This is a genomic window from Nostoc sp. UHCC 0252 (assembly GCF_034931145.1).
Classification (GTDB): Bacteria; Cyanobacteriota; Cyanobacteriia; order Cyanobacteriales; family Nostocaceae; genus Nostoc.
In genome coordinates this window covers 109,273-123,430 of the sequence record NZ_JAYGHE010000002.1, presented here as the reverse complement: position 1 = coordinate 123,430, position 14,158 = coordinate 109,273, and the positions used below count along the sequence as shown (strand labels likewise).

The window sequence follows — 14,158 nt, the reverse complement described above, 5'->3', positions numbered from 1 at the left end:
TGGCGCTCCAGATAAAACTAGTCCCAGTTACATTATTTGCCCTATGCCTATTGATATGCTTGCCATAGTTGGTGAATAAATTGATTGAGTTGTTGCTTGGCGGATAAATCAGGTTCGGTCTTTGGTTCTTTTGCTAAAACTTGACTCAACAAGCTGATTACTTCTGTGTCTAATGCTGGCCGAAATAAATTAGCAGGCCAGAGCAAGTCAGACGCATCTCGCAAATCGGTAATTAGCGGCGATTCTTGAATCAAAGTAACCATTAGTAAAGGACGTACCCAGCACAACTGGCGGGAAACTACAAATTGAATGACTTCTGCATACAGATTTCTGTCGCCATGCTCTAAAGACACAATTTGTCCTGGTTGAAGAAAATCTAGGCTAATGTCCATGATTATGGAGTTTGGGCAGGGGCAAGGATTATTTTGCAACTTCCTTAATCTTAAAAATGAAAATGCGCTAAGTTTAAAGAAGCTTCTGTAAGATTAGGGTAGCACTCTCATGGCAATGATGTCTAAAACCATTGGCCTCACAAGTGGCTATGCCATAAGTAGAGCAGTTTTTCTAGCATAGTATCTCAACAGAAATACTATAGAATAGGTAAATAACTGTTAAGCGATCGCTACACAGACATTTTGTAGTAGTGAATCAACAAGAAAAGAGCAAAGAGCCGTGTCAGTTGAAACTATTCAAAAGCCTTCCACAACCCGTAAGCTAGCGCCTCGGTATCGCGTTTTGCTCCATAACGACGACTACAACTCTATGGAGCATGTTGTACAGTCACTAATCGCTACTGTACCAAGCCTTACCCAACCCCAGGCTGTTAGCATCATGATGGAAGCCCATACTAACGGGCTAGCTTTAGTCATTACTTGCGCTTTAGAACACGCTGAGTTCTATTGCGAAACCTTGATAAGTCACGGTTTAAGTAGCACAATTGAACCTGACGAATAGTTATTGGTCATTTGTCATTGGTCATTTGTCGAAATTTAAAGTGTTGACTAGTGATTGGTGACTTACTTGGTATGAAAGAAAACTTTGTCCGTCTAGCTGAACGCCCTGCCCCTATTAGGCTGGGTGCTTTTATTTTGACTTTATTGTTGCTATGGTTGCCATTGGCTACACCAATATACTTGCTAGTGGATGATTCAAATTTAGAAAGTATATTGACATTGGTATTGTTATATGGAATATTCATTTTTCTCCTGAGACTATGGGGTAAATATGTCTACCAGCAGCCCCAAATTCTGCGGTATTATGGCTTAGAATTCACGCAGCAAAACGGTGTGGATTTATTGCGTGGTTTGGCTCTGGGAATAATTAATACTCTGATACTTTTTGGGTTACAAGGTATTTTGGGTTGGTTAGTGTGGCAACAACCGAAAGTTTTTTTGCTAAAAGTAATTTTAGAGGGTTTACTTGTTGGCTTAGGTATTGGATTTGCTGAAGAATTGTTATTCCGAGGCTGGTTGCTAGATGAGTTACAACGAGATTACAATCCGCGTGTGGCAATGTGGACAGATGCAATTGCCTTTGCTGCATTACACTTTATTAAACCCTTGGAAGCAATTATTCATACACTGCCACAATTTCCAGCTTTAGTACTACTGGGGTTAACGCAAGTATGGGGAAAGCGCTGGCGGAGAGGACGCTTGGGTTTTCCAATTGGTTTGCATGGTGGTTTAGTTTGGGGTTACTACATTATTAATGTAGGTAAATTAGTGAAATATTCTGGTCAAGTTCCTGATTGGGTAACTGGTGTGAATAATAATCCCCTGCAAGGAGTGATGGGGGTGTTGTTAATGAGTGTACTAGCTTTGGGGATACGAGGGCGAACAGTGAAAAATTAAAAATGGAAAAGCCTACGTAGCGTTTTGATGAATACTAAAACTATTGTTATGCCGACTGTTTCCTGAGTATGCAACAACACGAACAATAGCTAAAGCTTAGCTGTTATTGTAGTGATTACGCGCTTACTAAATTGTTTCTATAATGGGTTATGTTAAGCCCACTATGCTATGAGCTTTAGTTTAGAGAGCTTTCAACTCGGCAATATTATCACTGGAAAAATCATTAAGCTGGAGCCTACAGGTATTTTTGTTGATTTTTATACCGATCAAGTAGCTTATGTTCCACTACTAGAGCTATCACTCAATGAGATTCAGTGTCCAGAAGAAGCCCTGCAACTGAATGAAATCCGAGAATTTCTGGTTGTGGGAAATTACGATGGCGAACACGATATTTTCTTCTCGCATTGTTCACCTGAGACACTGAAAGATAGCGATCGCTTGTACGAGGTTGCATTAGAGCTGGCTTCTGAAAAATGTGGTCATCCTATAAGTAGAGAAGACCTAATCGTACACACTAAAATTCGTGCTGTTCATGGAGGCGGAGTATCAGCAACTATTCAGTGGTTCTTGCATTCTCAAGAGCATCCACCAACAGTTTCTTTTTCAATTCGCAAACTAGAGATGCGAACAGCATGGGAACGGATATGGCAATTATATACTGAGGACGTAACAGTATACAGGAAAATCCTTAAAAAAACTTTGAGGGGTGCATTAGTGAAAATTGAGGGTTTGCGTGGGACAGTTCTTACTTATGTTGATAAGCATAGGGAAGAATTGATAGTAGGGGAGGAATTTCCACTCAATATTATAAAACTGAGAGAGGACTGTAATCATGTAGTACTGCTACATAGCTCTGTTTCAATTAGACTCAGGCAATTGCAGGTTGGTCAGATTGTTAGCGGCACTATACGGCGTATTAAAGACTATGGTGTGTTCGTTGATATTGGAGATTTATATGCCTTGTTACCGACCTCAAAAATATTTCATCCATCTGTTGACAATCCAAACCAATTCTTCAAAATTAATGACCATTTAAAGGTAAAGATCATCAAAATAGATCCTGAAAATGGTCAAGTTGTTCTAGAGAGTTGTGGAAGGTCTGATATTGTAAAGTAATACACTGCGGCGAAATAATTATAATTTTAAGGAGATTGCTTGATGCCAAACTCATACCACGTTTACCTCTTACGAGATGGGCAACATCAAGTCCTAACTATTCCTGATGAATTTGCTCTATCCAGTACAGAAGTTTTGTTACGCAAAGAAGGTAATCGATTAATCATCGAACCCATTTCTTCCGGTTCTCTACTTTCACTGCTTGCCACTTTGGAAGACATTACAGAAAACTTTCCTAACATAGATGAAGGGTTACTGCCACTCGATGATATTGTGCTTTAATCCTGCCCAATGACCTATCAATACCTGCTAGACACCAATATCATTTCAGATTTGGTAAGACATCCTCAAGGTTTAGTGTTTCAGAGGCTTACAGCCTTAGAAGAAAACTGCATTTGTACCAGCATTATTGTGGTGTGTGAACTGCGATTTGGTGCAGCTAAAAGTGGCTCTCTCCGTCTTCTTCAGCAACTAGAGAGCATCCTTGAAGTGTTACCTATTTTGTCGCTGTCGCCTCCGGTGGATCGGCACTATGCGATAATTCGTACACACCTAGAGCAAACAGGAAGACCTATTGGCCCTAATGACTTACTAATTGCTGCTCATGCGCTAGCTCTTAACCTGACGCTTGTTACAGCGAATGTCCGCGAATTTGAGCGCGTACCTGGTTTAAGTGTAGAAAATTGGCTACTTTGAGAGCATACATTTGGGTATTCTAGTATATTATTCATTGCAGTTTGTATAAATTAACCCTTATTCAAAACGCAGCCTCCACAACTGTCCCCACTACACACGCTTTATTCAAATTAACGCCGCTCAAATTTGCACCTTCTAACTCTGCACAGAGTAAATTAGCTCCCGTCAAATTCGCCCCTGCCAAATTCGCCCCCCGCAAGTCAGCTTCTTCCAAGTTTGCTTCACTCAACAAAGCCCCTTGCAAATCGGCGCGACTCAAATCTGCACCTTTGAGATTTGCTCCTGTCAGGTTTGTACCACGCAAGTCAGCACCGCGTAAATCAACGCCTTGTAAGTTGACGTTCATCAAATTGGCACCACTCAAGAAAGCACCCACTAATGACACATCACTGAGTCTTGCTCCCATCAAGTTAGCACCACGCAAATTACTACCCCGCAAGTCAGCACCCGTTAAATCTGCTTGCATCAGGTTTGCTCCCATCAAGTTCGCCCGCAAGTCAGTTTCTTGAAGGTTCGCCCCCATCAAATTCGCTCCCTCCAAATGCCCACCTTCGAGTTTGGAAGCAGCGAAATTAGTGCCGACAAGGGTAGCGCCAGCAAGATTAATCCGGCTTAAATCCAGTCGGGAGAGTTCCTCGTCTTCTAAATTTGCCCCTGGAAGTTGTTTGAGTTTTCCTAATCTAATGGCTTCAATATTCATGTAAAGTAACTACCAATCTCTTCACTAATCTTGCTGTGGCTATCCCATTGGGAATCAAGTATCCAGATACCGGCGCTAAATTTGGGTGTCATGATGGGTAAGTCGAGTCCCTGTTGTAAACCCATAACTAATAAAGTTAGGGTATCTACAAGTTTAGGGTCAAAGCGGTTAGATTGTTGCTGTTTGCACTCATCTAATGCTTGAGTAAATATCTGTTCCCGGCTTTGATTTGACGATTTTAGCTCATTAACTCGCCACTGAAAATCTGCCAGTAATGCCAAAATCCTCGACTCTAGAGGAATTTCATCCCCAGCCAAACCTGCTGGTTCCCCTGTGCCATTCCACCACTCGCTTTGGTGAGTAATAATTTGGGCAACGGCTCGTAATCTTGGCATAGTTCGCAATACTTGTGCCCCTGGTACTAAGGGACAAGTTAAAGGACAACTGGGAGCATCTTCTTGGTAGCGTGTGGATATACCGCCAGTCAGAACGCTTTCTGCTTTTTGTAGTGGATCTATGCGATGCAACAGAGCCGCCAAGCGCAATCTTTTAATCTGCCAGGCGGGAAGATCCAAAAGCTGGGCGATCGCTTCAGCAAGAACTACCACTTCCGCAGCTGCCATTGGATTGTTGACATCTGCCATATCCATCAGTTGCGCCATTCGCAAAAAGGCTTGGATTTCGTTAGAAACCAAGTTGCGATCTAGGGTTTGTTGGTGAGACGCTGTGGGGATGGATAAATTATCTTGCCCAGTCTGGAGGTAATCTACTACACGGGAGACAACTGCACCTAAATTTTCCGATCTGGCCATTGACGGGACAATTTGTTGTTTGTCGGCTGTGAGTTTTTCTGCCAGTTCTGGGTTGTATTTTTTGATGTGAGCGATCGCTATTTCTGCTGTGTCTTGGACTAACTCCGGCTCAAATGTCCACAAACCATAGAATTTCCGCTCTAAGTCTGATGTCGGTACTCCAGCGCTGCCATAATCAGCCTCCGATAATTCTTGACAAATTACCATTGCTGTGTATTTCGGCGATAAAATAATTAAGTGCCACTCCTGTGCGACTGGATCGCCTGCATCTAATCCCACTAAGTCTACATTGGGTAGCTGGCTGGTGGGATGTTCAGCAAAGCCAGATTCAGAGGCAGCCATGATCGCAATATGGCGGCTGTGCTGGGCGATGTCTGCATATCGTTCAGCTTCTTGTAGATACCATTTCCCCTGTTGGAAGGCTGTGATGACTAGGGGTGTACCGTCATCGGCTAAGATATGGTCTTCTAGAGCGTGGCACAGAGCAACTAGGGTATTTTTGTAGTAAACACCGAATCGAATTGGCCTGGTGGTATGGCGATGGGCTGTTTCTAGCTTTTGTAGTATTGAACCTTCTAACATGGGATTTGGTAAAAATAACCGCAGAGGCGCAGAGGACACAGAGGAAGAGAGGGGGAGAAAATCAGAATTCGTGTTTTCTAGGATATACCCGCTAACTGTTTTTCTTTCGTTTCTATTGGTGCGGAAAGTGCTGCTTCTAAGTCGGCACAACCCAGTTTTTCTTCTAAGATTTTCATGACTTCACGCCCGAAATCGTTGGGGTTTTGTTGCCAAGCTTGTAAGCAGACTTCGCCGAAGAATGAACCAAGGGGTTCGGGATTCCAAAGGAGTTTTTTGGCTGTCCACGGCATCAAACTCATTGGATCGTATCCTGGTTTGAGGATGCCTTCTTTGAAAGCGTATTCTTCTAAATGGGTATGGGGTTGTAGTCCAATAAAAAAGATAGCAGGTTCGACTTTATCAGCACCGAAAATCCTTTCTAGTTCGCGGTGGTAGGCGATGGTTTGGCGGATGGTTTCGGGACGTTCGTCAATGACGTTAAAGGAGTAGTTGACGGAAACTAAATCGTTGAAACCAGCTGCTTTTAAGTCACGGCAGTTTTGCAAGACGGTTCGCAGGTTGTACCCCATCCGCATTTTCCGCACGAGTTCTTGAGAACCACTGGTAATCCCGATTTCAAAGTAGTTCATCCCGGTTTTTGCCATCAAGTCGCACAACTCTGGTGTCAAATTGTCGGCTCTGATATATGCTGCCCAGTGGATATCTGTCATACCAGAATCGACGATTTTTTGCAAGAGTTCTATGGCATCGTCGATAAATTTTCGTGCGGGGATAAATTGGGCATCGGTAAACCAAAAGTTGCGAATGCCGCGATCGTATAATTGGCGCATCTCAGCAACTACTTCATCTGCTGGGTTGATGCGTACTTGTTTGCCTTCGACAACCGTATAGACGCAATAACAACAGTTGTGGGGACAACCACGCTTAGTTTGTACACCTATATAGAAATCTTGCTCTTGCAGGTAAAAGTTAAATTCCGGCCAGATGCTTTCGATATAGTCGTAGTTACAAGCTGTTTTTTCTAGCGGTGTAGGTTGTTCGTGAATCAGCCGTTGACGTGGTTGGGTTTCTCCCGCAACGTAACAACGTTCATCTCGAAAATCTTTGCCACTTAAAAGTTTTTCCAGCAGAGTTTCGCCTTCACCCACAGAAATAATTGTCCCTTGGGGTAAGCTTTTACCCAACTGTTCGTAAAATACGCTAACTGCACCACCACCTACAACTACACGGGCATTAGAATTATATTTTTGGGCACGCTTTAAACCGCGTTTGATTAAGCCCTGGTTTCGCCATAACTCTACATAGTAAGCGATGAAAATTCGTAAACCGCCCAATCCGCCACGTAGTTTTAATAGAGGATTCTTAGCGTAGTAAAATTCAAAGGCATTTTGCAGTGGGTTCCCACCACGTCCACCAACTGGGGCATAAATTTGAATATCCCGCCAAGAAAATACTAGCAGTGTCGGTTTAAATTCATCGATACAGCGATCCAGAGCAGAATTGTAGTCTAAAGGTGGCACCGTTCCTAAATCGAAGATGCGCTGTTCAATATTAGGAAACTGCTTATGGACATGATCGCTCAAGTAGACAACCCCAATAGGAAAGATGGGGTTACAAGGAAGGCGAACGTAAAGAATTCGATTTTCCATCATCTGTGTTTTGACTTCCATCTTGCCAATCTTTGGAGAAAGCGAGAAAAACATCCAGTTTTTAAAGTGTGTGCTTGTTTAATTTTGTTTTTATTATCGCGATCGCGCTTGACATTTCATCTGATTGCTGGTATAGAGAAAATTAATGTTAGCAATTGGAGGAAACGCTAAAATTGCTATGCATAAAACATACATAGAATTTTATAGATAGGCTTTATGAAGATATTTTTCATATAGCTTTACCATAACATTGAGTTTATTCATTAAGCGATGATCCCAGCCTATTAATCCTGGGATACATAAAACGGCAAAACTCAGTTCTTCGCTAGGCGAAAAGCAAGGGGATCGTCGTCTTAAGAGAATTCAAGCTTTGATCCCAGGATAAAATATTAAAAATTTTTGTTGTGTAGTGTATAATTCCGAAAAAGCCACAAATAATTACAAAATTTTCATAATCTATAAATATATCTTTAGGAAGAAATAATCTCTAAAGACACAGTTGGTATTCACAGTTACAGCAACTGGGGATCAGTGAGTGCTAGGCTTGGCCAGTGTAATGTAAAATTGTGGCGTAAAGCTCCTCAGCAGTTATGGCTCAAATATTAGATCCTCTACCACCTGAGCAATCGGGAAAAATTCTCTGCTGCTACATCAATGCCACGAGCAAAATACAGGTAGCTCGCATCTCCAATATTGCCAACTGGTACTTTGAAAGGGTTGTTTTCCCTGGACAACGTTTAGTTTTTGAAGCTCCGCGAAAAGCTCAATTGGAGATTCATACAGGGATGATGGCAAGTGCAATTTTATCCGATAAGATTCCGTGCGATCGCCTGATGCTCGAAGAAACCGATACTCATGAGTTTGATACAGACTCATTATCTGGAAAAGACCCTATTAATACCAAATCATTGGTGCAGCAAATTAATACAAAAACCGGAGATACTACAAAACCTTTACAAATGGCTGGTTTAGCATCTGTTGATTGATTAAAAAAAATTTAGCTAAATTTAAGGGTTGCCGAATTCGGCAGCCCTTTTTATATTGGTCATTGGTCACTTGTACTGAGCGTAGTCGAAGTATTTGTCATTGGCATTGTTCCTCATCTCCTCACTCTCATCTACAATCATTCTTATGAATCTGCCTTCATTTCTTTGGTTGTGGAAAATAGCGGCCTGGTCGATGGGGTTGTCCCTGCTGGCATATCTGATGTTAGCAATCACCGGCGTTTGGATGTTTCGGGCGAGAACTTCGCAACAACTTCCTTTTACGCCATTTATGGGCGGAAATAGGGAGGTGCGATCGCTCCACTATTTAATGGGCATTAGCATGGTAAGTTTAGTACTACTATTGCTAGCCATCGGGATTGTTGGGACTTTAGGACACTTTGGTTCTTTAGGTCACTCGTCACACTTAGCATCTGGATTGATAGTGGTAACATTAGTTTTACTATCTGCTTTCAGTGCTACGCAGATTAGTGCTAGACGACCTTGGGCTAGACCCTTACACATCGGCGTAAATATTATTCTATTTGTAGGATTTGCCTGGGTATCTCTTACTGGTTGGATCGTAGTGCAAAAGTATTTACCCTAAATAATTAGTAATTGCAAATTACGAATTACGAATTACGAATTACGAATTGAACAGTCCAGCTAAGACATAGACCTACCCTACAATGAAGAAAAGCATTGTAATTGAGCCGTGACAGCAAATTCAGCCAATATTTCAGCTTCTGTCTTTCGTTTGTCTCCTTTGATTCGGATAACGTTGCTGAGTCTATACGTAGCACTCACAGTCCCATTGCCCTTTTTATCGCAGGTAACAGCCGCACCCGTACCTCCAATATTATTGTGGATAGGGATTAGCATCGGCTTAGTTGCCTTGTACGCAGTATTGACAGAACAAGTAATTGTAGATGACAAGGGAATTCAGGTTACTTACCCCGCCTGGGTTCCTCGCTTTTTCCGTAAAGGCTGGTTTTTACCTTGGTCAGAGGTGAAAGAGTTAAAACCCCGCACCACTGGTCAAGGAGGCTTAGTTTATTACTTCCTCAGCCAGGATGGGAAAGCTTATTTACTACCGATGCGTGTATCTGGATTTGCCCGTTTTGTGCAAATTGTCCAAGCAAAGACAGGTATCGATACTACAGATGTTCGCCCTTTAGCACAGCCGTGGATGTACATGATTCTACTAGTATTCACACTGCTGTTACTATTGGTCGATGGCTGGGCGATCGCTACAGCTTTAACTACTGCACAATTAACTTAGGATTGGGCATTGGTTATTTCTCCCCTATCTCCTCACTCCCCTTGAATAAGGCAACACTCAGGCTAGAGCAAGTTAATCTGTTTACAAAGCTGAAAACCCAACTTCCCGGCAATCAGCAGGGATATCCCATATTGCGAGATATTGACTTGGAGGTTTTTCAGGGCGATGGCTGCGGCGAACGCATTGCCATTGTAGGGCCGGTAGGTGCTGGTAAAACTTCGTTATTACGCCTCCTCAACCGCCTAATTGAACCCACCAGTGGGAAAATCTATCTAGAAAACCAAGAATATCGCCAAATTCCCGTCATCCAGCTACGCCAGATGGTTGTACTTGTATTGCAAGAGTCAAAGCTGTTAGGGATGACAGTTCAGCAAACCTTGGCTTATCCTTTAGTTTTGCGTGGTTTGCCCAAACAGACAATTCAGGAACGAATCAGTTACTGGACAGAACAACTGCATATCCCCAATGAATGGTTAGGGCGAACTGAGGTACAACTTTCTGCTGGACAACGACAATTAGTAGCGATCGCTCGTGCGTTACTAATCCAGCCTAAAATATTATTATTAGACGAGCCGACCTCTGCCCTTGATGCAGGTACAGCATCTCATGTCACGCAAGTCTTAATCCAGTTGAGTCAAACTCATCAAACCACGATTCTGATGGTAAATCACCAACTGGAACTTGCCCAGATGTTTTGCACTAGGTTATTACACCTACAACAGGGTCATTTATCCGCAAATCAAACAGTCTCTGAAATAAACTGGCTTGAATTACGAGAAAGCTTAATTAAAGCAGAAACTCAAGACGATTTTGGATTTTAGATTTTGGATTTTAGATTTTGAACGGGTCAGGAGACAGAAACCAAGAATCGTTATCTAACCTTCCCAATTCCCAATTTTTTATCAAACCTGACTACTACTAAGTGTCGAACGTTGATTATTAAATCTTTCTCTAGCTAACTTTGTTGTTTGTGATTGTGAAATATTGGTATTCAAAATTTCCATGTTAAAACGGTATCCTACATTGCGGATAGTTTGAATCAAGTTCGGTTGGCGAGGGTCGAGTTCAACCTTTTTCCGCAGCGACAAAACGTGAGTATCAATGGTACGAGGGTTATCGATAGCATCAGGCCAAGCACGACGCAGCAATTCCGACCTACTCAAAGGTACTCCCCCAGCTTGTGCCAAAACGTACAGCAAACTGAATTCTTGAGGCGTTAAATCGATAAACTCCCCCTGAAAGCGAACACGGCGCTGAACTAAATCGATTTGCAAAGTGCCATAATCCAAATAAGCTGGTGCAGTAGGTGTGCGTTTCCGGCGAATCAGCGCCTCTACCCGTGCTAAAAACTCTTGCATCCCGAAAGGTTTGCTCAGGTAATCATCTGCACCCGCCTTTAAACCTGCGACAATATCGCCTTCACTATTACGGGCAGATAGCATTAAGATTAGAGGCTGCTCTTGACGATGCAACCAACGGCAAAATTCAATGCCGTCACCATCAGGCAGGTCTGCATCCAATACTACCAGTGTTGGTTGGTGGCTTAAAAATACTTCCCTTGCTTGATAAATACTGGCAGCTTGATGAACACGGTATTCTAGCTGTTGCAAGTGCCAACCCAACAACGACCTCAGATGGGGATTCCCCTCAATGATTTCTATACAAACCGAACCCACGGCGGCAAGACCCCTTAGCGTCTGATGACTTTCAAAGTAACAAGCCCGTCTCTAAGGTTTTGTAGCCTTTGTTACTTCAATTGCTATTAGCTTTACATTTCCTCATCAAAAGCGTGGCAATACCTTTAACTTAAGCCTTGCCGGAAGGCAATTAGAAATATTATTAAATTTTTATTAAATTTATCAGCAGTGTTGTTATACTTATCAAAAATTCTTCTAGCTTAACATTCTGCTTTTATATGGTGTAATGTAGCAAATATCTAAAATTCAATCAGCTAAGAGTTGATGCAACAGCTTTTTAACCTGATGGTAAAAGTAGATTTTTCGCAAAAATTAGTGCCCATATCCAAGAACATAACACCAATACAATTGGGCTATGGACTATGAAAATCAGAAAAATAATTTACCAAAAAACCAGAATCAATGTTTTCTGGAATAGGATTAAAGTAGCGTGTAGCTGCTATGAGGGTACTACCCAAAGTAGATGTGTTTACTTTGAATTGATGTCAAAGTGAAATTACACTTCACATTTGAGCGTGAATCATTTACAATTCTCATTCCAAGAGATTAATACAGCAGTTATGCTCCAAGACACACAAACCATCCGCTATTACCAAAGACTCACTGACGCCTTCGCCGAGTTATGGAATCGCGGTTATCGCACGGATGACATGCGGATGTATTTGGATGGATATCTAGCCGCATTGCGACAAAGTAACGTCATTGAACCTTATCTGATTCATCGTCTAGAAGAGGAGGCCAGCCGCTTCTTGTACGATGGATCAAACTTTGCAGTGGTGCAACCACAGCCACAAGCCGATTACTACTAAGTACCATTTACTTGGTCATTGATAGTAACCTTTGATTACCGCAGATAATTATAGCATATTATCTGTATTGGTCAATGCTTTGCCGTGGTGTGAGATTTTGGAGATATTGTATTGATTAAACGCATCCCCTCAGCCCTATATTGGTTTTGCCAACGTGACTGAGGGGATTGTTGACTAGCTATAAATTATTTTTGTCTGCAACCTATTAAAAAACCTTGAAAGAGGAGATATTATTTCTCTCCCCTTTCAAGGAAGTTAAAACGGCATATTGCCTTGATTGCGTAAAGAAAAATTAGGAAGCTAGTGCTACTTCTACCTTTTGCTGCAATTCACCTTTTTGGTACAGTTCAATCAAGATGTCAGAGCCACCAACGAATTCACCATTGATATAGACTTGGGGAATTGTTGGCCAGTTGGAGTATTCTTTTATTCCTTGACGGATTTCAGAGTCTGAGAGAACATCAACCGTCTCAAAGGGAACTCCCAAGGTATTGAGGATCTGTACAACGTTGTTGGAGAAACCACACTGGGGCATTAACTTGTTTCCCTTCATGAAAACTACAATCTTGTTCTCTTGTAGTAAGTTATCAATTTTGTCTTTGAGTTCTGGTGTCATGGTATTCGTGTTTCCTATGTTGCATTCAACGATGACGAGTGAGGAGTTATAAATTTTTAACAGACGCGATTCATCGTGTCTCTATTCTTAACTCCTGTACAGACGCGATGAATCGCGTCTCTTAGGAACTTGCTGTTGCTTGCCAAGTTTCGGGAGTGTATGTTTTTACTGCCAAGGCATGAATCGCTTCAGTTGACATAGCTTGACCCAACGCACCATAAACTAACTGGTGCTGTTGCACTAGTCCTTTACCTGCAAAGTGCGATGAAACTACTGTCACTTGATAGTGGTCGCCGCCACCAGTCAAGTCTTGCACCTGAACTTGTGCGTCTGGCAGTCCCGCCTTGATCATTTCCTCAACCTGTTGCGGACTAATCATCGCAATTCCTGAAAAAACTTACTTTTCTATTATTAACAGATATAGAGCAAAAGCCTGTGCCAACTTCAGATGTTTGGCAAGACTGGGGACAAATACGCCTCTGAGGTAGATTTTTGAGAAGGCTGGGGCAAAGCTACGGCAGATAATCACATCCTAGCACTGGGGCGTTTCAAGGTGCTGTTCAGGGAGTGAAGGATTTGAAATAGGTGGGATATTAGGAAAACAGGTAACGCCAATTTAATTTATTTTTTTGGGGATGAGGAAGATGAAGTACCACCCTCTCTAGGATAAGGAGAATCAACAAAACCCAACTCAAACAACTGTTTATAGGCTTTCTTGCCTAAATCCCGTGTCGGGTTTTGACTCTTAATTATTTGAACCAGCAACGGCACAGCTAATTCTGGCTGATTTTGGGCGCGATGTACCAATGCTAGCTGAAAGGTAGCTTCATCCCGCTTTTGGGCTGTTAATAGAGCTTTTTGACGTTGAGAATCAGAAACTCTATTGTCAATTCCCGAAAAGCTAGAGTTTAACTCTTGATAAAAGTTAGATAGCTGATTATAAACCTGACGTGCTTCTTGGAGTTTCTTAGCAGCTAAAGGATAGTTTTGACCAGAAACGGCTTGTTCTGCCTCTTTTACTAAGCGATCGCCACCTTCAATGCTCAAAAGGCTGTTATTTTGGGTTATGGGGCGCAGGTTATTGGGAGCGTTAGGATCAATGGGTTGTGGGCTATTAGTGCCTGGTGACTGTGATACCTGAGCATTCACAGGTGATAGCAGGCTGAGGACTGCTATGACTGATAAAAGGGTACGGTGCATCAAGGTAACAGCGGCAGCAGTGTTCATGGGATCAATTAGTGCGACAACTATATAAAAAAGTTATGGAAACTTCGGGTATCTTAACTCTGTTTTGGTCTTGGAAAAGCAAAGTTACATCCTAAGTATCCCTGATTTAGGACTGAAAATCGCTTTAAGAGAGTTCCCA

18 protein-coding genes are annotated in these 14,158 nt (G+C 42.2%); 10 read left to right on the top strand and 8 right to left on the bottom strand.

Features of this window, described 5'->3' with window-relative positions; translation table 11 throughout:
- Positions 1-47 precede the first annotated feature (47 nt).
- Positions 48-392, bottom strand: coding sequence for a hypothetical protein (locus tag VB732_RS01680; protein ID WP_323229069.1), 345 nt, complete (start codon positions 390-392; stop codon positions 48-50).
- Positions 393-672: 280 nt separating this feature from the next.
- On the opposite strand from VB732_RS01680, the gene clpS reads away from it, so the two are divergent.
- From clpS to VB732_RS01655, 5 genes are all read left to right on the top strand, one after another.
- A complete protein-coding gene (gene clpS / locus VB732_RS01675; RefSeq protein WP_012410249.1) occupies positions 673-954 on the top strand; it encodes an ATP-dependent Clp protease adapter ClpS in 282 nt (93 codons plus the stop codon).
- Positions 955-1,025: 71 nt separating this feature from the next.
- The gene (locus VB732_RS01670) at positions 1,026-1,850 is read left to right on the top strand and encodes a type II CAAX endopeptidase family protein (RefSeq protein WP_323229168.1); all 825 of its coding nucleotides are present in this window, start codon (positions 1,026-1,028) and stop codon (positions 1,848-1,850) included.
- Positions 1,851-2,018: 168 nt separating this feature from the next.
- Positions 2,019-2,966 (top strand): S1 RNA-binding domain-containing protein, encoded by a 948-nt coding sequence (locus tag VB732_RS01665; RefSeq protein WP_323229068.1) that lies wholly within the window; start codon positions 2,019-2,021, stop codon positions 2,964-2,966.
- 42 nt (positions 2,967-3,008) lie between these two features.
- Positions 3,009-3,248, top strand: coding sequence for an AbrB/MazE/SpoVT family DNA-binding domain-containing protein (locus VB732_RS01660; protein ID WP_322648595.1), 240 nt, complete (start codon positions 3,009-3,011; stop codon positions 3,246-3,248).
- Between the two features lie 9 nt (positions 3,249-3,257).
- On the top strand, positions 3,258-3,662 hold the full coding sequence (locus VB732_RS01655; protein ID WP_323229067.1) for a type II toxin-antitoxin system VapC family toxin: 405 nt from the start codon (positions 3,258-3,260) through the stop codon (positions 3,660-3,662).
- Positions 3,663-3,723: 61 nt separating this feature from the next.
- Here VB732_RS01655 and VB732_RS01650 read toward each other — a convergent pair whose 3' ends face one another.
- The 3 genes from VB732_RS01650 to VB732_RS01640 form a co-directional block, all read right to left on the bottom strand.
- Positions 3,724-4,362, bottom strand: a complete 639-nt coding sequence (locus VB732_RS01650; RefSeq protein ID WP_323229066.1) for a pentapeptide repeat-containing protein — start codon at positions 4,360-4,362, stop codon at positions 3,724-3,726.
- Positions 4,359-5,756 carry a DICT sensory domain-containing protein gene (locus tag VB732_RS01645; RefSeq protein ID WP_323229166.1) on the bottom strand — a complete coding sequence of 466 codons (1,398 nt, stop codon included), beginning with the start codon at positions 5,754-5,756 and terminating at the stop codon, positions 4,359-4,361. The genes VB732_RS01650 and VB732_RS01645 overlap by 4 nt, the downstream gene beginning before the upstream one ends.
- Before the next feature lie 77 nt (positions 5,757-5,833).
- On the bottom strand, positions 5,834-7,426 hold the full coding sequence (locus tag VB732_RS01640) for a photosystem II high light acclimation radical SAM protein (protein WP_323229165.1): 1,593 nt from the start codon (positions 7,424-7,426) through the stop codon (positions 5,834-5,836).
- A 569-nt stretch (positions 7,427-7,995) separates the two neighbouring features.
- On the opposite strand from VB732_RS01640, the gene VB732_RS01635 reads away from it, so the two are divergent.
- The 4 genes from VB732_RS01635 to VB732_RS01620 all read left to right on the top strand — a co-directional run bounded on the left by VB732_RS01635 (position 7,996) and on the right by VB732_RS01620 (position 10,491).
- Positions 7,996-8,391, top strand: a complete 396-nt coding sequence (locus tag VB732_RS01635) for a DUF1830 domain-containing protein (protein WP_323229065.1) — start codon at positions 7,996-7,998, stop codon at positions 8,389-8,391.
- Between the two features lie 145 nt (positions 8,392-8,536).
- Complete coding sequence (locus VB732_RS01630) at positions 8,537-8,995, top strand: DUF4079 domain-containing protein (protein ID WP_323229064.1); 459 nt, start codon at positions 8,537-8,539, stop codon at positions 8,993-8,995.
- A 108-nt stretch (positions 8,996-9,103) separates the two neighbouring features.
- Positions 9,104-9,670, top strand: coding sequence for a hypothetical protein (locus VB732_RS01625; protein ID WP_323229063.1), 567 nt, complete (start codon positions 9,104-9,106; stop codon positions 9,668-9,670).
- Positions 9,671-9,711: 41 nt separating this feature from the next.
- Positions 9,712-10,491: an ATP-binding cassette domain-containing protein gene (locus VB732_RS01620; RefSeq protein WP_416235722.1), complete on the top strand. Its 780-nt coding sequence runs from the start codon at positions 9,712-9,714 to the stop codon at positions 10,489-10,491.
- 81 nt (positions 10,492-10,572) lie between these two features.
- On the opposite strand, the gene VB732_RS01615 is transcribed toward VB732_RS01620, so the two are convergent.
- Entirely contained in the window at positions 10,573-11,346 is a 774-nt protein-coding gene (locus VB732_RS01615) for a response regulator transcription factor (RefSeq protein ID WP_094346140.1), read from the bottom strand.
- Positions 11,347-11,927: 581 nt separating this feature from the next.
- On the opposite strand from VB732_RS01615, the gene VB732_RS01610 reads away from it, so the two are divergent.
- Positions 11,928-12,176, top strand: coding sequence for a DUF6761 family protein (locus tag VB732_RS01610; RefSeq protein ID WP_323229062.1), 249 nt, complete (start codon positions 11,928-11,930; stop codon positions 12,174-12,176).
- 292 nt (positions 12,177-12,468) lie between these two features.
- On the opposite strand, the gene grxD is transcribed toward VB732_RS01610, so the two are convergent.
- The 3 genes from grxD to VB732_RS01595 form a co-directional block, all read right to left on the bottom strand.
- Complete coding sequence (grxD, locus tag VB732_RS01605) at positions 12,469-12,792, bottom strand: Grx4 family monothiol glutaredoxin (RefSeq protein WP_323229061.1); 324 nt, start codon at positions 12,790-12,792, stop codon at positions 12,469-12,471.
- A gap of 121 nt (positions 12,793-12,913) precedes the next feature.
- Complete coding sequence (locus VB732_RS01600) at positions 12,914-13,171, bottom strand: BolA family transcriptional regulator (RefSeq protein ID WP_322695560.1); 258 nt, start codon at positions 13,169-13,171, stop codon at positions 12,914-12,916.
- A gap of 242 nt (positions 13,172-13,413) precedes the next feature.
- A complete protein-coding gene (locus VB732_RS01595) occupies positions 13,414-14,019 on the bottom strand; it encodes a hypothetical protein (RefSeq protein ID WP_323229060.1) in 606 nt (201 codons plus the stop codon).
- Between the last annotated feature and the right edge of the window lie 139 nt (positions 14,020-14,158).